This is a genomic window from Alkalihalophilus pseudofirmus OF4 (assembly GCF_000005825.2).
Taxonomy (GTDB): Bacteria; Bacillota; Bacilli; order Bacillales; family Bacillaceae_D; genus Alkalihalophilus; species Alkalihalophilus pseudofirmus.
On the sequence record NC_013791.2, the window covers coordinates 806,582 to 827,849 of the forward strand.

The 21,268-nt window shown below is 40.5% G+C and carries 21 protein-coding genes and 1 other annotated feature; of the genes, 19 read left to right on the forward strand and 2 right to left on the reverse strand.

Annotated elements, in window-relative coordinates:
- The first annotated feature begins 9 nt into the window (after positions 1 to 9).
- The 16 genes from BPOF4_RS04005 to greA all read left to right on the forward strand — a co-directional run bounded on the left by BPOF4_RS04005 (position 10) and on the right by greA (position 14,803).
- Positions 10 to 696 carry a tetratricopeptide repeat protein gene (locus BPOF4_RS04005; RefSeq protein WP_012957786.1) on the forward strand — a complete coding sequence of 229 codons (687 nt, stop codon included), beginning with the start codon at positions 10 to 12 and terminating at the stop codon, positions 694 to 696.
- Positions 697 to 708: 12 nt separating this feature from the next.
- Positions 709 to 3,027, forward strand: a complete 2,319-nt coding sequence (gene recD2 / locus BPOF4_RS04010; protein ID WP_012957787.1) for an SF1B family DNA helicase RecD2 — start codon at positions 709 to 711, stop codon at positions 3,025 to 3,027.
- A 51-nt stretch (positions 3,028 to 3,078) separates the two neighbouring features.
- Positions 3,079 to 3,555, forward strand: coding sequence for a PRC-barrel domain-containing protein (locus BPOF4_RS04015; protein ID WP_012957788.1), 477 nt, complete (start codon positions 3,079 to 3,081; stop codon positions 3,553 to 3,555).
- Between the two features lie 13 nt (positions 3,556 to 3,568).
- On the forward strand, positions 3,569 to 3,757 hold the full coding sequence (locus tag BPOF4_RS04020; RefSeq protein WP_012957789.1) for a hypothetical protein: 189 nt from the start codon (positions 3,569 to 3,571) through the stop codon (positions 3,755 to 3,757).
- 25 nt (positions 3,758 to 3,782) lie between these two features.
- Complete coding sequence (locus BPOF4_RS04025) at positions 3,783 to 3,971, forward strand: DUF3918 family protein (RefSeq protein WP_012957790.1); 189 nt, start codon at positions 3,783 to 3,785, stop codon at positions 3,969 to 3,971.
- A 130-nt stretch (positions 3,972 to 4,101) separates the two neighbouring features.
- Complete coding sequence (locus BPOF4_RS04030; protein WP_012957791.1) at positions 4,102 to 5,166, forward strand: AI-2E family transporter; 1,065 nt, start codon at positions 4,102 to 4,104, stop codon at positions 5,164 to 5,166.
- Between the two features lie 84 nt (positions 5,167 to 5,250).
- Positions 5,251 to 5,462, forward strand: a binding site (T-box leader).
- Positions 5,463 to 5,523: 61 nt separating this feature from the next.
- Complete coding sequence (alaS, locus tag BPOF4_RS04035) at positions 5,524 to 8,163, forward strand: alanine--tRNA ligase (protein ID WP_012957792.1); 2,640 nt, start codon at positions 5,524 to 5,526, stop codon at positions 8,161 to 8,163.
- A 99-nt stretch (positions 8,164 to 8,262) separates the two neighbouring features.
- Positions 8,263 to 8,535, forward strand: coding sequence for an IreB family regulatory phosphoprotein (locus BPOF4_RS04040; RefSeq protein ID WP_012957793.1), 273 nt, complete (start codon positions 8,263 to 8,265; stop codon positions 8,533 to 8,535).
- Positions 8,532 to 8,951 carry a Holliday junction resolvase RuvX gene (gene ruvX / locus BPOF4_RS04045; protein ID WP_012957794.1) on the forward strand — a complete coding sequence of 140 codons (420 nt, stop codon included), beginning with the start codon at positions 8,532 to 8,534 and terminating at the stop codon, positions 8,949 to 8,951. The genes BPOF4_RS04040 and ruvX overlap by 4 nt, the downstream gene beginning before the upstream one ends.
- 25 nt (positions 8,952 to 8,976) lie before the next feature.
- On the forward strand, positions 8,977 to 9,270 hold the full coding sequence (locus BPOF4_RS04050; protein WP_012957795.1) for a DUF1292 domain-containing protein: 294 nt from the start codon (positions 8,977 to 8,979) through the stop codon (positions 9,268 to 9,270).
- Positions 9,271 to 9,455: 185 nt separating this feature from the next.
- Positions 9,456 to 10,619 carry an endolytic transglycosylase MltG gene (gene mltG, locus BPOF4_RS04055; protein ID WP_012957796.1) on the forward strand — a complete coding sequence of 388 codons (1,164 nt, stop codon included), beginning with the start codon at positions 9,456 to 9,458 and terminating at the stop codon, positions 10,617 to 10,619.
- Positions 10,620 to 10,696: 77 nt separating this feature from the next.
- Entirely contained in the window at positions 10,697 to 11,335 is a 639-nt protein-coding gene (locus BPOF4_RS04060; RefSeq protein WP_041822604.1) for an O-methyltransferase, read from the forward strand.
- A 23-nt stretch (positions 11,336 to 11,358) separates the two neighbouring features.
- Entirely contained in the window at positions 11,359 to 12,291 is a 933-nt protein-coding gene (locus tag BPOF4_RS04065) for a peptidase U32 family protein (RefSeq protein WP_012957798.1), read from the forward strand.
- A 12-nt stretch (positions 12,292 to 12,303) separates the two neighbouring features.
- Positions 12,304 to 13,566, forward strand: a complete 1,263-nt coding sequence (locus BPOF4_RS04070) for a peptidase U32 family protein (RefSeq protein WP_012957799.1) — start codon at positions 12,304 to 12,306, stop codon at positions 13,564 to 13,566.
- Positions 13,567 to 14,202: a uridine kinase gene (gene udk / locus BPOF4_RS04075; RefSeq protein ID WP_012957800.1), complete on the forward strand. Its 636-nt coding sequence runs from the start codon at positions 13,567 to 13,569 to the stop codon at positions 14,200 to 14,202.
- A 124-nt stretch (positions 14,203 to 14,326) separates the two neighbouring features.
- Entirely contained in the window at positions 14,327 to 14,803 is a 477-nt protein-coding gene (greA, locus tag BPOF4_RS04080) for a transcription elongation factor GreA (protein WP_012957801.1), read from the forward strand.
- Between the two features lie 50 nt (positions 14,804 to 14,853).
- On the opposite strand, the gene BPOF4_RS04085 is transcribed toward greA, so the two are convergent.
- A complete protein-coding gene (locus tag BPOF4_RS04085; RefSeq protein WP_012957802.1) occupies positions 14,854 to 15,999 on the reverse strand; it encodes an acyl-CoA dehydrogenase family protein in 1,146 nt (381 codons plus the stop codon).
- 315 nt (positions 16,000 to 16,314) lie between these two features.
- Between BPOF4_RS04085 and BPOF4_RS04090 the strand changes: the two genes are divergently transcribed.
- Positions 16,315 to 16,932 (forward strand): YrrS family protein, encoded by a 618-nt coding sequence (locus BPOF4_RS04090; RefSeq protein WP_238446482.1) that lies wholly within the window; start codon positions 16,315 to 16,317, stop codon positions 16,930 to 16,932.
- Between the two features lie 131 nt (positions 16,933 to 17,063).
- Here BPOF4_RS04090 and BPOF4_RS04095 read toward each other — a convergent pair whose 3' ends face one another.
- Positions 17,064 to 17,264, reverse strand: a complete 201-nt coding sequence (locus tag BPOF4_RS04095) for an SOS response-associated peptidase family protein (RefSeq protein WP_012957804.1) — start codon at positions 17,262 to 17,264, stop codon at positions 17,064 to 17,066.
- A 272-nt stretch (positions 17,265 to 17,536) separates the two neighbouring features.
- Between BPOF4_RS04095 and BPOF4_RS04100 the strand changes: the two genes are divergently transcribed.
- Both BPOF4_RS04100 and BPOF4_RS21550 read left to right on the forward strand, forming a co-directional pair.
- Entirely contained in the window at positions 17,537 to 19,465 is a 1,929-nt protein-coding gene (locus BPOF4_RS04100; protein ID WP_041822606.1) for a heavy metal translocating P-type ATPase, read from the forward strand.
- A 334-nt stretch (positions 19,466 to 19,799) separates the two neighbouring features.
- A protein-coding gene (locus BPOF4_RS21550; RefSeq protein WP_235806211.1) for an IS3 family transposase occupies positions 19,800 to 21,130 on the forward strand; the annotation gives its coding sequence in 2 pieces (ribosomal slippage) (positions 19,800 to 20,181 and positions 20,181 to 21,130; 1,332 coding nt in all).
- Positions 21,131 to 21,268: the final 138 nt, after the last annotated feature.

Consider the following 21,268-nt stretch of genomic DNA (forward strand, 5'->3'; position numbering starts at 1 on the left):
ATGAAAATAATGAGCAATAATGAATTAAGTAGTAATAAGACGAATTGGAATGAAAAAGGAATTTCGTATATGAATGAACAAAATTACGAGGAAGCGGCAAAAGCGTTTAATGCTGCAATCGAAGAAAACCCAAGGGATGCAACAGCCTTTATTAACTTTGGAAATCTGCTTGGAGCCGTAAATGACTATGAACGTGCGCTTATTTTCTTTGATAAAGCGATTGAACTAGATGAACATGCTGCCACTGCTTATTACGGTGCGGGAACGATTTATTTTAAGCAAGATCAGTTTGAAGAAGCTGCAAAAATGTTTAAACAAGCGTTAGTAGAAAAGCTTGAAGAGGCAGATGTCTTTTTTATGCTTGGAATGAGTTATTATCAGCTTGGGGCTCTGCCGCATGCACTTGCAAACTTTAAGCGTGCGGTTGAACTCAATAAGTCAGATGTAGATGCGCGCTTCCATTACGGTCTAACGTTAGCTCAGCTCGAACAGGTAGAGGATGCGGTAGTTGAGCTTGAAGAAGTAGTTAAGCTGGCACCTGAACATGCGGATGCTCATTTTAACCTTGGTGTTGCTTATGCGTATCAGGAAAATTTGACGAAAGCTCTTCAAGCATTTGAAGAAGCTCTTCGTATCCAGCCGGATCATGCACTAGCTGCTAATGGACGAAAGACCGTATCAGAAGCCTTGCAATAAGGGTGATTATGAATGGATGAACAACAATCCTTAGAACAAGATAACGGAATAGAGCGTGGCTATATAAAAGGCGAGGTTCTCCATCTCGTCTTTAGAAATGATGAAAATGCCTACACTGTAGCTCTGATTCGGGTCAGTGAAACAAATGAAGAGCTAAAGGATAAGAAAATAACGGTAGTGGGAATCCTTCCGCAGCTGGATGTAGCAGAAACCTTTTTGTTTTTTGGGACCATCACTGACCATCCACGTTTTGGACAGCAGTATCAAGTAGAGCAATTTAGACGAGATCTGCCTCAAACAAAGAACGGCATCATTCAATATCTTTCAAGTGATCGCTTCCCTGGGATCGGCAAGAGGACAGCAGAAACGATTGTTGAGGTATTAGGGGAAAGGGCCATTACTCGGATTGTTGAAGACCGAGCTGTACTAAAAGCTGTACCAAAGCTCTCTAAAGAAAAAGCAGACCAATTATATCAGCAGCTCATAGACCAACAAGGAGTTGAACAGGTCCTAATGACGCTGTCAAAGCACGGATTTGGTCTTGAACTATCAATGAAGGTATATCAAAAGTATGGGTTTCAAGCACTTGATATTATTCAAACAAATCCTTATCAGCTGATTGCAGATGTAGAAGGGATCGGATTTAGGAAGGCTGATTTACTTGGAGCTGCGATTGGTTTAACAGGGAATCACCCAGACAGGATCCGAGCGGGGCTTTTGTTTGTTGTACAAGAATTATGCTTACAAGATGGACATGTCTATATCGAAAAAGAAGAATTGATCCCTCATGTAAAACAACTGTTATCGTCACCAGATGCATCAATAAGTACAGAAGAAGTCGAGCATGAGCTTTTAACGATGGAAGAGGAGGATGCGCTTGTACTTGAGGAAACGCGCGTCTATATAAAATCACTGTATTTTGCTGAAAAAGGAATTGTCTCAAGTGTAAGGAGACTCATGGCTACAGAGGTTAAGGATGAATTCCCGGAATCGGAGTTCTTAAAAACACTAGGCGAGCTTGAGGAAGAGTTAAAAATTGAATACGCACCGCAGCAGAAAGAAGCGATTCAAACAGCGTTAGCTAATCCTTTTATGCTCCTTACAGGGGGGCCGGGAACGGGAAAGACAACCGTTATTAAAGGAATTGTCGAAACGTATGCAAGGCTTAACGGTTTATCACTTGACCCTAAAGCGTACACTAAATCCAATCCATTTCCAATCTTACTTGTCGCACCAACTGGAAGAGCGGCAAAGCGGATGAGCGAGGCAACAGAACTGCCTGCTGTTACCATTCATAGGCTGCTTGGCTGGAAAGGCGGAAATGGTGGATTTGAAAAAGGAGAACATGAGCAGCTGGAAGGAGAATTGATTATTGTCGATGAGGTTTCAATGGTTGACATCTGGCTTGCTAATCAATTGTTAAAGGCGATCCCTAAAGGCATGCAGGTCGTTTTTGTAGGAGATCAAGATCAATTGCCTTCAGTTGGACCTGGCCAAGTACTTAAAGACTTCTTAGATGCAGAGGTCGTTCCAACAGTTCCGTTAACAGCGATCTATAGACAAAAGGAAGGCTCCTCGATCATCGAACTCGCCCACGAGATGAAACAAGGGAAAATGCCTAGCGACCTGCCTGAAGCGAAGCCTGATCGACGGTTCTTTCCGTGTACAACCGATCACGTCCAGCATGTTGTGACACAGATTTGTGAAAATGCTATAAAAAAAGGGTATCTTGCCAGAGACATACAAGTGCTGGCTCCGATGTATAAAGGGCAGGCTGGGATTACAGAACTCAATCGTATTCTCCAGGAGCTTTTCAACCCTAAGACAGAGCAAAAACGAGAGCTTTTATACGGGGAACTTGCTTACCGGACAGGAGATGTTGTACTTCAGCTTGTAAACAATCCTGATGAAAATGTGTACAACGGAGACCGCGGAGAAATTGTGGCGATTTTCTATGCAAAAGAAAATACAGAAAAACAAGATCAGGTTGTGATTAGTTTTGATGGAACAGAGGTTGTCTACAATAAGAAAGATTTAAATCAAATTACACATGCTTATTGCTGTTCGATCCATAAATCGCAAGGAAGCGAATTTCCAATCGTTGTCATGCCTGTAGTACGTAATTATTCTCGGATGCTGAGGAGAAATTTAATTTATACAGGGATTACTCGGGCAAAAAAATTCCTGCTTCTATGCGGCGAATTAAAATCCTTTCATACCGCAGTTACACGAGAAGATGAGTTAATCAGGTATTCGATGTTAAAAGACAAGCTTGTCTCCCTAAAACAATCTCAACAGGAATATGAGAATGGAAATGGTCAACTAACATAACGAAGGGACATAACATGCATACTAAGGTTGTTCGGAAAGGTGGGGAGTACTTTGCGAACTTTTTCAACCGTAGAAGGTCTTCCAGTCATCGAACAAGCTTCAGGAATAGAATGCGGGCATGTTCTTGATGTGTTAGTTGACCGAGGCGAGCGTATCTCAGGGTTTGTTATTGACAAGAAAGGGTGGCTTAATCACCATCTTTTTCTGCCGATAGGCGCAGTTGCAAGCTTTGGATATGACGGGGTAATGGTGGAAAGCTTTAAAAATGTGTCGAGATATGATCGAAAAAACCATCATGCCCATCCATTAAAGCTAGGCAAAAGACGTCTTCAGGGAATTTCCTTGTTGACGACTGAAGGCGAAAAAGTCGGGCTTGTCGAAGATGTATATTTTGATGAAGAAGTGGGGACAATCGTAGGGTATGAAGTGACCGATGGGTTAGTAGCTGACTTAGTAGACGGCAGGAAGGTAGTTAAGACCAAGGGCCCTCTTGTAGTTGGCAAGGATCGCGCCATCGTGTCGATTTAAGGAGGCCCTGCGTATGCAATGTCCAAACTGTAAATCAAAAGATATAGGGAAAATCGGTACAAATCAGTACTATTGCTGGAATTGCTTTGTGGAAATGAGCTTGCAAAAAGGAATGCTAAGTTTACATCAGGTCGAAGAAGATGGTTCGCTTAGTTCCTTAGATGATTTGTTTGATGATGAGGATCTGCATGTTGGAATGTAATCCAATATAAAGGTGGTGTCATCCGATGAGAAAAGCTTTTACGTCCTTACTTGCTGTTGGAGTGGGAGCTGCTGCTTATTCGATGAGTAGTCGCCAGAAAAAGCGTAAATTTGACCAGTTTATCCAGCCTATTACGCGGTTAGATATGGATAAATATCTGAATAAACGAACGTGGAATAAAACGATGAAACGCTTAACCAAACGTTTTTCGTAAATGCAGCGATAAGCTTGTCTACACATGTAGGCAGGCTTTTTTTTGTGAAAAAATAAGGAGAGTGATAATGTAAATTAATTTGTACACACTAATGATAACAAGAACAGGAAATGAAAAGGAGGTGTTGGGAATGTGGAAAACACTTGAGAATAAGTGGATCACAAGACTTATTCTTATTTTATTACTCATGCTGATTGTATTTATGGCAATGCAATTATTCCCTTTAGTAACTCCAGTACTAAGCATTATAAAAGCATTGCTGCTTCCTCTTTCCCTATCCTTCTTATTTACATATTTGCTGCATCCGCTAGTAGAGGGGCTTCATGAGCATGGGCTGCCGCGTTCGCTAAGTGTATTACTCGTATTTCTCGCTTTATTAGTTACCCTAGGCCTTGTTCTCATGTTTGGTGTTCCGTTATTAATTGAACAAGTTCAGCACGCAATGACAGTCTTACCACAGCAAATTACCGAAATAGAGAAAATGATTATTCAAATTCAAACGCAAGCCAGAGCTCTTCCATCCCCTATCCGAGTTCATATTAATGAATGGTCGACTCAGGCGGGCGTGCTTGGAGCAAAAGCACTCGATCAGATAGAAGTTCTTGCACTATGGTTGATTCAATCTATTTTTAGTTTAATGGTCGTCCCCTTTCTTGTTTTTTACTTCTTAAAAGACTTTGACCTAATAGAAAAAGTTTCCTGGTATCTAACTCCTAGAAAATGGAGGCCGGGTTTAAAGCGCTATGCAAAAGATGTGGACCATTCATTTGGGAGCTATATAAGAGGACAATTATTAGTTGCACTTGCCGTAACAATTATTTCGAGTTTGGGTTTTTGGTTGATCGGTGTTCCCTACCCAATTCTTTTAGGAGTATTTATGGGGGCGACAGAGATGATACCATACTTTGGAGCATACATTGGTGCCGTCCCTGCTATTATCATTGCATTGTTTGAGTCATGGCAGCTAGCTTTGATAACAGCTGGATTTATATTAATCTTACAACAGATTGAAGGAAATATATTATCTCCCGTGATTGTTGGTAAGACATTACATTTGCACCCTATATTAATTATCCTCGCTTTGGTAATAGGGATTGAAGCAGGGGGCGTGATCGGGCTGCTATTGGCCGTACCTGCCCTTGCTATTTTAAAGGTGACTCTTCTACATTTAAGACTATATTTCATCAGTCATTGACAAGTGTATAAACGCTTTTCTATAATAGGAATCAAATGGTTTAACTCGATGGTTAGAAGAGTAGATCAACGAACGAATCGTATACAAAACACGTCGACGGAATAAGTACGAATCAGACCGCACAAAGAGAGGCAGCTCCTTAGGCTGAAAGAGCTGCTGTGTGAAGGGATTTGGAAAGCTGCTCCTGAGTGCAGGGAAAAACCTGCCGTCAGCCTCGTTACGGCTTTGAGTGATGAATTACAATAGGTAATTCATAATTAGGGTGGCACCGCGTGATTACAACTCTCGTCCCTTCTTTTTGGGATGAGGGTTTTTTTGTATGCAAATGTTCGATCAAAATAAAAAGGAGATGACAAAATGAATTCATTAACATCAGCACAAGTACGACAAATGTATCTTGATTTCTTTAAAGAAAAAGGTCACGACATTGAACCAAGTGCATCACTTGTTCCACATGAGGACCCATCTCTTTTATGGATCAACAGCGGGGTGGCAACTCTTAAGAAGTATTTTGACGGACGAGTCATTCCGGAAAATCCTCGTATTACCAATGCGCAAAAGTCAATCCGTACAAATGATATTGAAAATGTCGGTAAAACGGCACGACACCATACCTTCTTTGAAATGTTAGGAAACTTCTCTATAGGTGATTACTTTAAAGAAGAAGCGATTGAGTGGGCGTGGGAGTTCTTAACGAGTGAAAAATGGATCGGTTTTGACCCAGAAAAATTATCAGTTACGGTTCATCCAGAGGACAATGAAGCGTATGATTATTGGGCAAAGAATATCGGGGTGCCAGAAGAGCGTATTATTCGCTTAGAGGGGAATTTCTGGGATATCGGAGAAGGTCCAAGTGGTCCTAATACTGAAATTTTCTATGATCGCGGCCCTTCATATGGTGATGATGCAAATGATCCAGAACTATACCCTGGAGGAGAGAACGAACGTTACTTAGAAGTTTGGAACTTGGTTTTCTCTCAGTTCAACCATAATCCAGACGGTACATACACACCTCTTCCTAAGAAAAATATTGATACAGGAATGGGTCTTGAGCGTATGGTATCGGTTATTCAAGATACGAAAACAAACTTTGAAACAGATTTATTTATGCCAATCATTCAAGCAACAGAGCAGTTAACATCTGTGAAATATGGTGCTGATACTGAAACGGATGTAGCGTTTAAAGTCATTGCAGACCATGTTCGTACTGTTACGTTTGCAGTAGGTGATGGTGCGCTTCCATCGAATGAAGGCCGCGGGTATGTCCTTCGCCGCTTGCTTCGTCGTGCAGTACGTTATGCTAAGCTGATCGGTATCGATCGTCCGTTTATGTATGAGCTCGTGCCGGTTGTTGGGGAGATTATGGTAGACTTCTATCCTGAAGTTAAAGAGAAAACGGAATTTATCCAAAAAGTGATGAAAACAGAAGAAGAGCGTTTCCATGAAACATTAAATGAAGGCCTCGGCATTCTTGATAAAATTCTGGCTGAAGCGAAGGGTAAGAATGAAGAAGTGATTTCTGGTTCTGATGTGTTCCGCCTTTACGATACGTACGGCTTCCCGGTAGATCTTACGGAAGAATATGTAGAAGAAAAAGGTTTAACGATTGATCGTGATGGCTTTGAGGTAGAAATGGAACAGCAAAGAAGCCGTGCACGAGCAGCACGTCAAGAATCTGGCTCTATGCAGGTACAAGATGAACTTCTAGGTGAGATTAACGCAGAAAGTACGTTTGTAGGATATAACCAATTATCAGCAGAAGGTACTGTAAGTGTGTTAATTGCAGGTAAAGAACGCATGTCAAGTGTACCAGCTGGGGAAACTGCACAAGTGATCTTAAGTACGACGCCTTTCTATGCAGAAAGCGGCGGACAAGTAGCTGATACGGGGACGATCGTTGGCGAGGGAGTTATCGCACGTGTAACAGAAGTAACAAAAGCTCCAAACGGCCAACACCTTCACACCGTAGTTGTTGAAGAAGGAGAGCTGAAGGAAGGTGTTACAGTGACAAGTACGGTAGAGGAAACCTCTCGTATCGGCATTGTTAAAAACCATACAGCGACTCACTTGCTTCACCAAGCGTTAAAAGATGTTCTAGGAGTTCATGTTAACCAAGCAGGTTCCCTTGTATCAGAAGATCGCCTTCGTTTTGATTTCTCTCATTTCGGTCAAGTAACGAAAGAAGAGTTAACAAAAATTGAAGAAATCGTGAATGAAAAAGTTTGGAATGCCATTTCTGTAGATATCAGTGAAAAGAAACTTGCTGAAGCGAAAGAAATGGGCGCAATGGCGCTTTTCGGTGAGAAATACGGAGATACTGTACGCGTCGTACAAGTTGGCGATTACTCATTAGAGCTTTGCGGTGGTTGTCATGTTCGCAATACAGCAGAGATCGGATTATTTAAAGTTGTATCTGAATCTGGGATTGGTGCAGGTGTCAGACGGATTGAAGCGGTCACTGGGCAAGGTGCATATGAATTCATGAATGATCAGCTGCGTTTATTGACGACAGCATCTGAACTAGTTAAAGCGAAAAATGTAAAAGATGTTCCTGCAAGAATTGAAGCGATGCAGCAGCAAATTCGAGATCTGCAGCGTGAAAACGAATCATTATCATCAAAATTGGGCAACATGGAAGCTGGGAACCTTATTGATGAAGCAGTAGAAGTAAATGGTGTTAAAGTTCTATCTAAAGAAGTCAATGCAAGTGATATGGACGGACTTCGTGCGATCGTGGATAAGTTGAAGCAAGACCTTGATTCAGGCGTAATTGTTCTAGGTGCCGTTTCTGGTGAAAAAGTAAATCTTGTTGCTGGTGTAACAAAAGATTTAATTAGTCAGGGCCACCATGCAGGGAAACTTGTAAAAGAAGTAGCATCACGCTGCGGCGGCGGCGGCGGCGGCCGTCCTGATATGGCGCAAGCAGGCGGTAAAAAGCCAGAACAGTTAGCTGAAGCACTGGCTTATGTTCCTGAATTCGTTAAAACAATTTCCTAATTTGGCCAACTTCGTGTACAATAGAATAAGACAACCTTTTATGTACGAGAATTCGATTTAAGAATTCAATAAAGGTAAAGAAAGAAAGAGGTGTTTGTGATGAGCTCTATGGACAAGACAATGCAATTTAACTTTCCTGATGATTCCGTTGATGTTGACGTCCAAGAGGTATTACTTTCGGTATATGAGGCACTTGAGGAAAAAGGGTACAACCCGATCAATCAAATTGTAGGTTATTTACTTTCTGGTGATCCAGCGTATATCCCTCGCCACAAGGACGCTCGTGCACTTATCAGAAAGCTTGAGCGTGATGAGTTGATTGAGCAATTGGTAAAGTCTTATTTGTCACAGCACCGTAAGGAGAATGAATGAGAGCTTTAGGACTTGATGTAGGCACCAAGACAGTAGGGATTGCCCTCAGCGATGAATTAGGGTGGACGGCACAAGGCATTGAAACCCTACGCAGAAATGAAGAAGATCCAGAGAGTGACTTCCTGAAAATTGCCGAGCTAGCAAAACAGAATGATGTTGAAACCATTGTCATTGGACTGCCCAAAAACATGAATGGCACCATCGGCCCAAGCGGTGAGCGCTGCATGGAATTTGCAGACTCTCTTAAAGAGCATGTGGACTGTGAATTTGTAATGTGGGATGAGCGCCTTACAACAGTAGCTGCTGAGAGAATGCTTGTAAGTGCTGATGTGAGTCGTAAGAAACGTAAAAAAGTAATTGATAAAATGGCTGCAGTAATGATCCTTCAAGGGTATCTTGATCGAAAAGGAATGTAGCTTAAATAGAAGAGGTGTAGACATTATGTCACAAGAAGAAAAAGAACGCATTGTTATTCCTGATGAGAACGGTGATGAGCATCTATTTGATGAGCTATTTAAATTCACTGTAGATGAAACAGGAAAAAGTTATATTTTAGTTACTCCAGTTGGAGATATTGACGATGATTCAGAGGAAGAAGTAGAAGTATTTGCTTTCCGTTATGAAGATCGTGAAGGCGAAGACAACGACATTGCTTTATTCGCAGTGGAAACAGATCAAGAATGGGAAATGGTTGAGGAAATGCTTAACACGTTCTCAGCAGAAGAGGAAGAGTAAGAATTAGTTTGCTCTAAATCAGAATAAGGAAAAGCCCTTTTGCCAAAGCTTAGCAAAAGGGCTTTTTCATGTGTTCAGACATTCTTTGTTTTGTCACAATATAGAGGTTTTTCGGCTATCAAATAATTTGTTTACTGACATATTGCAGAATTATAGTATAATGATACGGTGGAAGGGGGAGAACGATGTCTGATTCCAACGAAAAACCACGAAATGATTTATATGAAGAACGGGTATCAGAGGCGAAAGTAGTTCGCAAAATCGTCTTTTATAGTGTCATTGGACTTGCTGCAATGGCGTTAATAGCCATAATTAGTGGTTATTTTTATTTTAGTAATGCATTAGGTCCGGTAGATTCAGGAGAAGGGGAAACGGTTGAAGTAACGATCCCGATTGGGTCATCGTCTACGCAAATCGGACAAATTCTTGAAGAAGAAGGACTTATTAATAACGGAACGATTTTCAGATATTACGTACGTTACAAAAATGAATCTGGATTTCAAGCAGGTACGTATGCCTTGTCTACTTCAATGACTATGGATGAAATGATTCAAGAGTTAAAAGAAGGACGTGTCATTGAAGAGCCTGAGTTAATCTTCACCATTCCTGAAGGCAGATGGTTAGAAGATGTAGCTGTTATGATTGCGAATGAAACGGGTCATGATGCAGAAGAAGTCATGTCTGTACTGAATGACGAAGAGTACTTAGAAGAATTGATTAATCGTTTTAGTATGCTGACAGATGATATCTTGCAAGAAGATATCCGCTATCCTCTTGAAGGGTATTTATTCCCGGCACGTTATGACTTTTTGGAAGCTGAACCTAGCATTCAAACGGTGATTGAAGCAATGCTTAGCCGTACGCAGGAAATTATTGATCAGAATATGGCTGCGATTGAAGAAAGTGACTATTCAGTACACGAGATCTTAGCGCTTGCATCCATTATTGAAAGAGAAGCACAAACGTCTGAGGACCGTTATAAAATTGCAGGGGTTCTTCACAATCGACTTGATGAAGATATGAGACTTGAGGTTGACCCAACAGTCGCTTATGCGATTGGGGAGCACAGATATATGACTACCTTTGCTGACCTTGAAGTTCAGTCCCCATATAATACGTATCGTAATACAGGGATTCCAATCGGACCGATTGCAAACCCTGGGGAAGATGCGATTAAAGCGGCAATCAACCCAGAAGATACAAATTATTTATTCTTCTATGCGCGTTATAACGGAGAGGTTATTTACAATGAAACATATGAAGCACATAACCGGACTCATCAGCAGTACCGCCAGGAATGGGTAGAGGCTGCACAAGATGAAGGTGAAACAGAAACTGAGACAGAGTAGGACAAACAGAGGGGGATGTGGCAGTGGCACTCCCTCTCTTTCTACGTCCAAATAAGAGGTAGAAAGAAGTGGAAACTGTGATTAATAACCAAGTTGAAAATTATCTAAAATCACTTGTCCCTAAAAGAACGCCATTCGTTATGGAGATGGAAGCGTACGCCAAAGAACATCAAGTGCCGATTATGGATTTAGTCGGGATGGAGAGCCTGCTTTGGAAGCTTAAACTGATTCAGCCAGAACGCATCCTTGAAGTGGGGGCAGCCATCGGCTATTCTGCAATCCGAATGGCACAAGAGCTTCCGAATACAACCATTGTTACAATTGAGCGTGATGAAGTCCGCTATAAGGAAGCTGTGGCAAATATTGAAAAAAATGAGCTGTCTAACCGAATTGAGGTACGATTTGGTGATGCACTTGATTTAGCTCAAATACTTGAATCAGAGCCCCTTTTTGATGTATTATTTATTGATGCCGCAAAAGGGCAATATCAACGTTTTCTTGACTTATATGGGAAAATGGTCAAGCCAAATGGTGTTGTTTTTTCTGATAATGTTTTATTTAGAGGCCTAGTTGCCGAAGATGAAATAGAAGAAAAGCGATTACGCTCTATTGCTAGGAAATTAAGAACATATAATGAGTGGTTAATGCAGCATCCTGACTATGATACTAGAATTTTACCGGTCGGAGATGGGCTTGCGATAAGTATTAAGAAATAGAAGTACAGGAGGGTGAGAGTAACATGAGTAAAAAGCCAGAATTACTATGCACGCCGGCAGATCTAACAGCAGCAGAACGCTTATTTAAAGCAGGTGCTGATGCGGTCATCATCGGTGAAGAACGTTACGGGCTTCGTCTAGCAGGGGAGTTTACAAGAGACGATATCAAAGCTTGTGTGAAGCTTGCACACGCTGCAGGTAAAAAAGTGTATGTGGCGATGAATGCACTTTTTCATAATGATAAAGTAGGGGAACTAGCAGATTACATTGCATTCTTAAAAGAGGCTGATGTGGACGCAATTGTATTTGGGGACCCTGCTGTGTTAATGACAGCAAGAGAAGTGGCTCCTGATATGAAGCTGCACTGGAATACAGAAACAACGGCAACGAACTGGTTTACAGCAAATTACTGGGGACGTAAGGGAGCAAAACGTGCTGTGTTGGCACGTGAGCTTAATATGGATGCCATCGTTGAAATTAAAGAAGAAGCGGATGTTGAGGTTGAGGTTCAAGTACATGGCATGACATGTATGTTCCAATCAAAACGTATGCTAATCGGAAACTATATGAAGTTCCAAGGAAAGAATCTAGCTGTAGAACGTACGGGTCAATCTCGTAATATGGTGTTATTTGATGAAGAACGTGATGCAAAATATCCTATTTTTGAAGATGAAAATGGGACGCATATTATGAGCCCTAATGATATTTCTATTATTGATGAGCTAGAAGAGATGATTGATGCTGGAGTGGACAGCTTTAAGATTGAAGGAATCTTAAAATCAACTGAGTATATGGAAGAAGTAGTAGCGGCGTATCGTGCGGCGATCGATTTATGTGTTCTAGACCGTGATGCCTATGAAGAGACGAAAGATGAGTTTGTTGAACAAATCGAAGCAATCCAGCCAGCTAACCGTAAGTTAGATACAGGATTCTTCTTTAAAGAAACGGTTTATTAAGGAGGGAATATGATGCAGACGATTGCTGAAACAACAAAAGAAGGCAAGCGTATTATCGTGAAAAAGCCTGAGCTTCTTGCTCCGGCAGGAAGTTTAGATAAGCTGAAAGTCGCTGTACATTACGGTGCAGATGCTGTGTATATCGGAGGCCGGGAATTTGGCCTGCGTTCTAATGCAGACAACTTCTCAATCGATCAAATGCGTGAAGGTGTACAGTTTGCAAGTAAATACGGGGCAAAAGTATATGTTACAACGAATATCTATGCTCATAATGAAAATATGGACGGGCTTGAAGAATACTTGCGTGACTTGCAGGATGTTGGTATAACAGGGATTATCGTTGCTGATCCATTGATTATTGAAACCTGTAAGCGAGTGGCACCTAAAGTAGAGGTGCACCTTAGCACACAGCAATCTCTTTCTAACTGGCTCGCTGTGAAGTATTGGAAAGAAGAAGGCTTACACCGTGTCGTTTTAGCTCGTGAGGTCAGTTTAGAAGAAATGCTTGAGATGAAGAAAAATGTGGATATTGAAATTGAAACATTTGTACACGGAGCAATGTGTATTTCATACTCAGGACGTTGTGTATTAAGTAACCATATGACTGCACGTGATTCAAACCGTGGAGGCTGCTGTCAATCATGCCGTTGGGAATATGATCTTTACGAAACGAATGAAGACGGGGAAAAAGCATTATTTAACCCAGATGATGCAGCTTATACGATGAGCCCGAAAGATTTGAACCTTGTTCAAGCCATTCCTAAGCTGATTGAAGCAGGAATTGACAGTTTAAAAGTAGAAGGACGTATGAAATCTATCCATTACGTAGCAACTGTAACAAGTGTGTACCGTAAAGTAATTGATGCCTATTGTGCGGATCCTGAAAATTTTGTTATTGATAAATCTTGGTTAGATGAACTTGAGAAATGTGCTAACCGTGATTTTGCACCTCAATTCTTTGAAGGCAAGCCGACGTTTGAAGAGCAAATGTATGGAACGCATCCAAAGCGTACGAAATATGATTTTGCTGGTCTTGTGCTTGATTATGATGCGGAGACAAGCATGGTAACATTACAGCAGCGCAATCACTTCAAACCTGGTGATGAGATCGAGTTCTTTGGTCCAGAAATTGAAAACTTTGTCCAAACAGTAGGAACGATTTGGAACGAAGAAGGCGATGAGATTGATGCAGCAAGACATCCGCTTGAGATCGTTCGTTTCAAGGTAGACCGTCCGGTTTATCCTCAGAATATGATGCGTAAAGAGGTACGATAAATGGTGAAGAAACCGATAGTGATTGGTGTGGCAGGCGGAACAGGTTCTGGTAAAACCACTGTCGCAAAAGAAATTTTTCAACAGTTTAATGAGCAGTCTATTGTGTTAATCGAACAAGATGCGTATTATAAGGATCAAAGCCACCTTGCATTTGAGGAACGTCTTCAAACAAACTATGATCACCCTTTTGCTTTTGATAATGATTTATTACTTGAGCACCTGCAGCAGCTTGCTCGCGGTGAGGGGATAGAGAAGCCAGTTTATGATTACAAAGCACATACACGCTCTGATGATGTTATTGTGATCGACCCAAAAGACGTAATTATTGTTGAGGGGATTTTGATTTTAGAAGACGAACGCCTTCGTAATATGATGGATATTAAATTATTCGTCGATACTGATGCTGATATTCGTATTATCCGCCGTCTTGTTCGTGATATTAAAGAACGCGGCCGCTCGATTGAATCAGTAATTGACCAATATACAACGGTTGTAAGACCTATGCATCTCCAATTTATTGAGCCGACAAAGCGTTATGCGGACGTAGTCATTCCAGAGGGTGGCCAAAACCGTGTCGCAATTGATCTAATGGTGACAAAAATTCGCACAATTATTGAAGAAAAAGCCATTTTGTAATAGCATAAAGAAAGCGAGGTTCCATAGACCTTGCTTCTTTTTCTACATATGTATAGAATTTCTTATTTTAGATGGGAATACTATATACAACTGATATTGGATATATGACGAGGAGTGAAAGTCAATGGCAGAAGAAAAAAAGCATTATATGACTGAAGATGGAAAGCGAAAATTAGAAGAAGAATTAGAATTTCTTAAAACAGAGCGACGTAAAGAAGTCGTTGAGCGTATAAAAATTGCCCGCAGCTTTGGTGATCTATCTGAGAACTCTGAGTACGACTCAGCAAAAGAAGAGCAAGCTTTCGTTGAAGGACGTATTGCTCAGCTTGAAAAAATGATTCGTAACGCGGTTATGATTGAAGAAGAAGCAGGTTCTTCTCATGCTGTATCATTAGGTAAGCGTGTTAAATTTATTGAACTTCCTGATGGAGATGAAGAAGAGTATACAATCGTAGGTAGTGCAGAAAGTGATCCTGCAGAAGGCAAGATCTCAAACGATTCACCAATGGCACAAAGCATACTAGGACGCTCTGTAGGAGATAAAGTAACAGTTAACACTCCTGCTGGTGAAATGAAAATTGAAATCTTAGAAATTAACTAAGCAATGAAGAAAACCGCCTCTACGGGCGGTTTTTTGTTTTTTAATATGTTTTATTGATCCAATACTTGTTTTGCTAGCTGAATGACCGTCATATCATCCATTGGTGGATTATGCAAACCAAACCGGACATCCCGGTAGTAACGTTGCAGAGGATTATCGTGAAAGAGACCGCTTGCTCCGGCCACCCGCATTGCTTGGTCTACAACATCGTTGGCCGAATTAACTACCATCATTTTAACGGCAGCAAGCTCCGGCTTCATGAATGATCTTTCTTCTTGTGATGAACTATCCCATTTTTTAGCTACTGAGTAGAGAAAATGTCTGCTTTGCATCAGCTTCGCTTCATTTTCTCCAATGCGCTGCTGCACATTTGGCAGCTCACTTATTGTGCCTGAAATACTATTTGGCGAATACGTTTTTGCGAAGTTGATCGATTCTCTCTGAGCAGCTTCAGCAATGCCTAAGTAGCATGCAGGTATATGCAAAAGCCAGCCCATCGGCGTTTTTTCTTTGTTTGAAAGCCGTTCGACTAAGAAACGGTTAGGTACTCGCACATTTTTTAACAGGAGGTCGTGACTGCCTGTAGCACGCATTCCAACGGTGTTCCAGGTTTCGTCAATTATTATGCCCGGACTCTCACGCGGAATTAGAAAGTTAGCCACTCCTTCTTCATCTTCTAAAGAGGCTGTGACAATAAAATAATCAAGTACAGGAGCCATTGTCGTGAATGTTTTCTTTCCTGAAATCACCCACTCTGTGCCATCTTTCACAGCAGTCGTTTGCGGTTTGCCCCCTCGGGTAGGACTTCCTGTATCAGGCTCAGTTGCCGCAGCATTAATTAATTTGCCGTGATGGAATACCTCCTCACAAATCTCTTTATAAATGTTTTCGTTCCACTTATTTTGTTCTCCTAAATTCTTAATGATTCCCATATGCCAGCCAATGGATAAAGCCGTAGCCCCGTCACCCTGTGCCAAGAGTTGCTGTAAGCGCACAAGTTCGTATAATGTTATCTCAGCTCCCCCGTATTTCTTTGGCACGGTCAAACTTGTGTAACCTATCTGTTTTAGTTCTTCTATATTTTCTTTTGGGAAGCTCGCATCTAGATCATGAGCTGCAGCTCGTTTACGGAATCGTTCTACAAAAGGTTGTAATTCTTTTAAGCGCTCATCTGTTTGGTGTAAGTTACTACCCACAACTTGACCTCCTTGTTCAAATAAACTTATAAACAGAATACGCAAAGCTTTCATAAAACGCAAAAAAACAACCTTGCCTGTTCGGAAAAATGTGTTCTTTTCAAATAGGTCGCATGGTCGTAAAAAAATATGTAGAATATCGGAAGTTTCACATTACTTTGCTTACATTTGATAGGATAGGAAAAGTGGAAGGTGTGTACCATCACGAAAAAGATGAAAATACTTCCTTAGACATAGTCGCCTTTTAGGGAGAGATTTTGTATAATACTATTCATAGATAATCCATTTAGTAGTTGATAGTTTAAGAGAGAGGAAGTGGAAACTGTGCAAGGAACACGTTTTGAACATCGAAAAAAGAAGCGTATGAATACAATTTTAAATGTAGCTATAGGACTCGTAGTGGTTTTAATTATTGTGTTTGCAGCGCAAATATTCCTCGGCTCTTCTAATACAGAAGAAGCAGCACTTGAAATAGATGACGAATCTGAAGAAAATGTAGAAGTTGAAACAGAACCTGAAGCAACGGTTGACCCGGAAGAAGTAGCTGATTCACCTGAGGAAGCACCTGATGATGAAGCATTAGAAGAAGATGAAGACGAAGAAGGTACAGAAGAGGATGACCTAGAGCCGGTTGAAGACGGTGATTGGGAACCGGTTGGTACAAACCAATCAGGAGAATTCTCACATGACTTTACGAAGGGCGGTCAAAACTGGAATGAAATGGAACGAGCTCTTCGTTATGCTGCAGGTCTTGGCGATGACATGATCGTATGGCGTATCGAAAATGGCGGACCTACTTCTGTTGTCGGGACAGTAAGTGGACCAACTGAGCAAACGACCCCATATCAAATCCAGCTTGATTGGGTAGATGGGCAAGGCTGGATGCCTGTTTCAAAAGAACAATTATCACAAAACCCTTATCGCAGAGGGTAACATGGAAGCGGCTGTCCAATTTTTGGGCAGCCACTTGCTTTATATACGTTTAATAAATCGGTTTGACACACTCCGCTTCATTATTTCTTGGGTTATTAACGATGGTTGAAGCTTGGTCAGCCATCATGGGATCAGATTGATAAGGGGAAAGTAAGGCCCCAGCGTAAATAACCTATTCTCCTATCACCATTTTCTCCCTGAATAATGGAAAGTATCTGACTTTGAGGGGCTATATTATAGCGAGCAGAATAATCACTAGGAACGTCATTCATAAATTTAAATTCTTCTTGCAGCTGCTTTCTACCGCTAAATAAAGAGAAACGTCCACACATAATATCCCTCCAATATCCATCCGTTTCTAACAAGTATAACCAAGTATCCCTGCATGGATCTTAATTAGAATCCTGCACTATGTAAAAATGAGTAGACAAAGACCCCTCGATTGAATATGATAGTGATAACTCCTTATTTGTAATTATTATAAATAATAATCTTTATCAATTAAAACCATGACTAAATTATGGAAAACATTCTTCAATCACTGATTACGGGAGGGGTTTAATTGGACGCAGTTAAGGCGGGAGGCTGCTCAAGTTGTGCTCATATGGAAAAGTGTTACGGAACAGAAAGCTGTCAACTTAAAAAGAACAAAATGAAATTCGTAGAAGAACATTTAGAGTTAACATTAGCACTTATAAGCGGCAGTATCATCATTATGGCTTGGTTACTGCAAAGATATGAATATCCAGCGCTCTCGGTCGCCCTATTTTTAAGTGCCTATGTCATAGGGGGCTATTTTAAAGCTAGGGAAGGCATAGAAGATGCACTATCTAATAAAACTTTGAATGTAGAGCTTTTAATGATCTTCGCTGCAATCGGTTCAGCCTTCATTGGTTATTGGGTGGAAGGCGCAATTTTGATCTTTATTTTTTCTTTAAGCGGGGCTCTTGAAACCTACACGATGAATAAAAGTCACCGAGAAATTTCATCCCTTATGGACTTACGACCTGAAACAGCGACTGTTTTGGTCAATGGGAAAGAACGTAAAGTAGGGGTAGACCATTTAGTGATTGGTAATTTCGTACTCATAAAACCAGGGGAACGTATACCAGCCGATGGGAAGATTGTTAAGGGTACATCGATGATTGATGAAGCAGCGTTAAGCGGTGAAGCGCTTCCTCTTCTTAAAACAGTAAATGATGAAGTATTTACAGGTACAGTAAATAAAAATGGCTTAATTACCATTGAAGTAACGAAAAAAAGCGAGGAGACATTGTTCCAAAAAATTATAGAACTTGTACAACAAGCGAAAGAGGAAAAAACACCTTCCCAGCAATTTATTGAGAAATTTGAAGGTCCTTATGTGAAAATTGTTCTGCTCATTGTAGGATTAATGTTATTTTTACCTCATTATATTCTTGGATGGAGTTGGAGTGAAACATGGTACAGAGCCATGGTGATGCTTGTTGTAGCTTCACCCTGTGCTCTAGTGGCTTCAATTATGCCTGCTACATTATCAGCGATATCGAATGGAGCGCGTAAAGGAATTCTATTCAAGGGCGGTGTCCATCTTGAAAACTTAGCAGCACTTAAGGCCATTGCTTTTGATAAAACAGGTACATTAACAAAGGGAAAGCCTTCTGTAACGGATCTTTTTATCCGCCCAGGTTTAGATAAGGAAGTATTTTTACAAAGTGTGTATATAATTGAAAAGCAATCGACCCATCCATTAGCGGAGGCTGTTGTTCATTATGTGAAGGATCATAATATGAAAGATAGAGGCATTCATTCAGCACTCTCTGTTGATTCTATGCATGAAATCCCAGGGTGTGGGGTAGAAGCTAAGATAAACGATATTCCGTGGAAAGTGGGGAAGCGTAGTTTTATTGGGGATTCTTTGGCCGGCTCTTTTTACGGAAATGAAGCAAATAGACTTCAAGAGGAAGGGAAAACTCTTGTGTATGTGGCAGATGATAAGGGGGTAGCTGGACTGTTCGCTGTCCAAGATACGTTGCGTGAAACGACAAAAGAGGCCGTGAAATCATTCAAAGACCAAGGGCTTTATACGATTATGCTCACTGGAGATCAGGCGGCAACAGCTGCCGCTGTGAAAGAAATGACTCAGATTGATACAGTGGTGGCAGGCTGTTTACCTGAAGGGAAAGTAATGGAAATCAAAAAGCTTAAAGAAAAGTATCACACTATTGCGATGGTCGGGGATGGAATTAATGATGCACCTGCTTTGGCTGCGGCAAATATCGGAGTCGCAATGGGAGGAGGTACTGATGCTGCGATTGAAACGTCTGATATCGTTTTAATGAAAAACGATTTATCAAAAATTGCTGAAGCTGTTCGTTTATCGAAACGAATGAATCGAATTATTAAACAAAATATTGTTTTTTCTATTGCTGTTATCGCATTGCTCATTATCTCTAATTTTATGGGGCATGTTTCGCTTCCTCTAGGGGTGATTGGACATGAAGGCAGTACCATTCTTGTGATCTTGAATGGTTTGAGATTATTACGAGGATAATCTTTCTAAGCATGAGTCTTATCTTGTGTATCAGAATGTACAATAATATCCCACATTAAACCAGTTTATCTTTTGGATTTTGAGGGAACATATCACTAAACACACAGATAAGAGAGGATGATAAAAATGCTTAGAACAATTTTAATGATTATTGGTGCAATTGTAGTTATTTCTTTAATTATGTCATTACTGTAAGAATGATTTATTAAGTCTCCTTCTTAATAAAATGTACCCTATAGAGTAGACACTTAAAAAAAGTCTACCTATAGGGTACTTTTTTGTATAATAAATAACATTACTACTAGAGAAATACATCATGAGATGGGAGTACATAATGAGTAAAAAGGACTTTACTAAAAACGAGATTAAGCGATTATCATCTAATAAGTACGTTAGATCTGTTAGTTCAAAAAGCATCACTTATACAGATGAATTTAAACACATATTTATAGCGGAAAAAGAGAAAGGGAGGTTTGCCAGAGACATATTTGAAGTATGCGGATTTGACGTTGAAGTTTTAGGAACAGAAAGGATTAAATCAGCGAGTAAAAGATGGCAAAAAGCTTACAATCAAGACGGGTTAATGGGACTACGTGACACGAGAGCTGAAAATTCAGGGCGTACAAAGGAAAAGGAGCTTTCCATGGAGGAGAAGAATGCTCGCTTAGAAGCTCAAATTAACTTACTAAAGGCGGAAAACGAACTTTTAAAAAAGATTCGGTTCGCGGAAAGGGGGATGAAGAAATAGTCCTTCCCCCTAGCCAGAAGTATATCCTCATTCGTACTGTGATTGAAAAGTATCAACTGAAACATATGGTTAAATATCTTTGTGAATTAGCTGGTGTCTCAAGAAGCGGGTACTATAATTACTTTTCATTAAAGTCACAGGAACACAGGAAACAACGAGATAAAGCCGATCAAAAAGTGAAGAAGGTCATCCTAAAAGCTTTCCATTTTAAAGGTCGTAAGAAAGGGGCACGTCAAATTAAAATGACATTGGCGGGTCAATTTAGTGTTGTCTACAATTTGAAGCGGATCCGACGAATCATGAAGAAATACAACATTATTTGTCCTATTAGGAAGGCCAACCCTTATAGACGAATGATGAAAGCTACACATGAACATCGGACAATGCCAAACTTATTGAATCGGGAGTTTAGGCAAGGTATTCCAGGAAAAGTCCTCTTAACAGATATCACCTATTTATTTTACGGTAAAAATCAAAAGGCTTACTTATCAACCATAATAGATGGTACCTCTGGACAAGCTTTGGCTTATCATGTGTTAGACCGCCTAACGATGGACTTAGCTACAGACACTCTTTTAAAGTTAAAGAAGAATAGAAACTTCAAGAAAGCAAAGGATGCTTTCATTCACTCGGATCAAGGATTTCATTACACAAGTCCTGCTTTTCAAAAGTTAGTGAAGAAGATGGGATATCATCAGTCGATGTCAAGACGAGGAAACTGTTGGGATAACGCCCCTCAGGAATCTTTCTTTGGCCACCTTAAGGATGAAGCCTCTATTAAAGAATGTTCAACTCTAGATGAAGTAAAAAAAGAAATGAAACGATATATGACCTACTACAATCACTATAGATACCAGTGGAATAGAAATAAGATGACCCCTGTTCAGTACAGAGATCATCTTATTAAGGCTGCCTAGGCTTTTTAAAAATGTCCTTTACAAAGGGTACACTTTATAATACAGAAGGGGACTTTTTTCATGTTGTGGACATCTCATAAAAATGTCGAGAAAAAACCTTTTAATTTTCAGAATAATGTGTATATAATGATTACATAC

What these genes read in the sequence shown, in the direction of transcription:
- greA (WP_012957801.1), top strand. Translation starts at nt 14,327, where the DNA reads ATGGCAGAAGAAAAAAAGCATTATATGACTGAAGATGGAAAGCGAAAA.
- alaS (WP_012957792.1), top strand. Translation starts at nt 5,524, where the DNA reads ATGAATTCATTAACATCAGCACAAGTACGACAAATGTATCTTGATTTC.
- recD2 (WP_012957787.1), top strand. Translation starts at nt 709, where the DNA reads ATGGATGAACAACAATCCTTAGAACAAGATAACGGAATAGAGCGTGGC.
- BPOF4_RS04040 (WP_012957793.1), top strand. Translation starts at nt 8,263, where the DNA reads ATGAGCTCTATGGACAAGACAATGCAATTTAACTTTCCTGATGATTCC.
- BPOF4_RS04020 (WP_012957789.1), top strand. Translation starts at nt 3,569, where the DNA reads ATGCAATGTCCAAACTGTAAATCAAAAGATATAGGGAAAATCGGTACA.
- BPOF4_RS04050 (WP_012957795.1), top strand. Translation starts at nt 8,977, where the DNA reads ATGTCACAAGAAGAAAAAGAACGCATTGTTATTCCTGATGAGAACGGT.
- ruvX (WP_012957794.1), top strand. Translation starts at nt 8,532, where the DNA reads ATGAGAGCTTTAGGACTTGATGTAGGCACCAAGACAGTAGGGATTGCC.
- BPOF4_RS04025 (WP_012957790.1), top strand. Translation starts at nt 3,783, where the DNA reads ATGAGAAAAGCTTTTACGTCCTTACTTGCTGTTGGAGTGGGAGCTGCT.
- udk (WP_012957800.1), top strand. Translation starts at nt 13,567, where the DNA reads ATGGTGAAGAAACCGATAGTGATTGGTGTGGCAGGCGGAACAGGTTCT.
- BPOF4_RS04095 (WP_012957804.1), bottom strand. Translation starts at nt 17,264, where the DNA reads ATGTGTGGACGTTTCTCTTTATTTAGCGGTAGAAAGCAGCTGCAAGAA.
- BPOF4_RS04030 (WP_012957791.1), top strand. Translation starts at nt 4,102, where the DNA reads ATGTGGAAAACACTTGAGAATAAGTGGATCACAAGACTTATTCTTATT.
- BPOF4_RS04005 (WP_012957786.1), top strand. Translation starts at nt 10, where the DNA reads ATGAGCAATAATGAATTAAGTAGTAATAAGACGAATTGGAATGAAAAA.
- BPOF4_RS04065 (WP_012957798.1), top strand. Translation starts at nt 11,359, where the DNA reads ATGAGTAAAAAGCCAGAATTACTATGCACGCCGGCAGATCTAACAGCA.
- BPOF4_RS04070 (WP_012957799.1), top strand. Translation starts at nt 12,304, where the DNA reads ATGCAGACGATTGCTGAAACAACAAAAGAAGGCAAGCGTATTATCGTG.
- BPOF4_RS04100 (WP_041822606.1), top strand. Translation starts at nt 17,537, where the DNA reads ATGGAAAAGTGTTACGGAACAGAAAGCTGTCAACTTAAAAAGAACAAA.
- mltG (WP_012957796.1), top strand. Translation starts at nt 9,456, where the DNA reads ATGTCTGATTCCAACGAAAAACCACGAAATGATTTATATGAAGAACGG.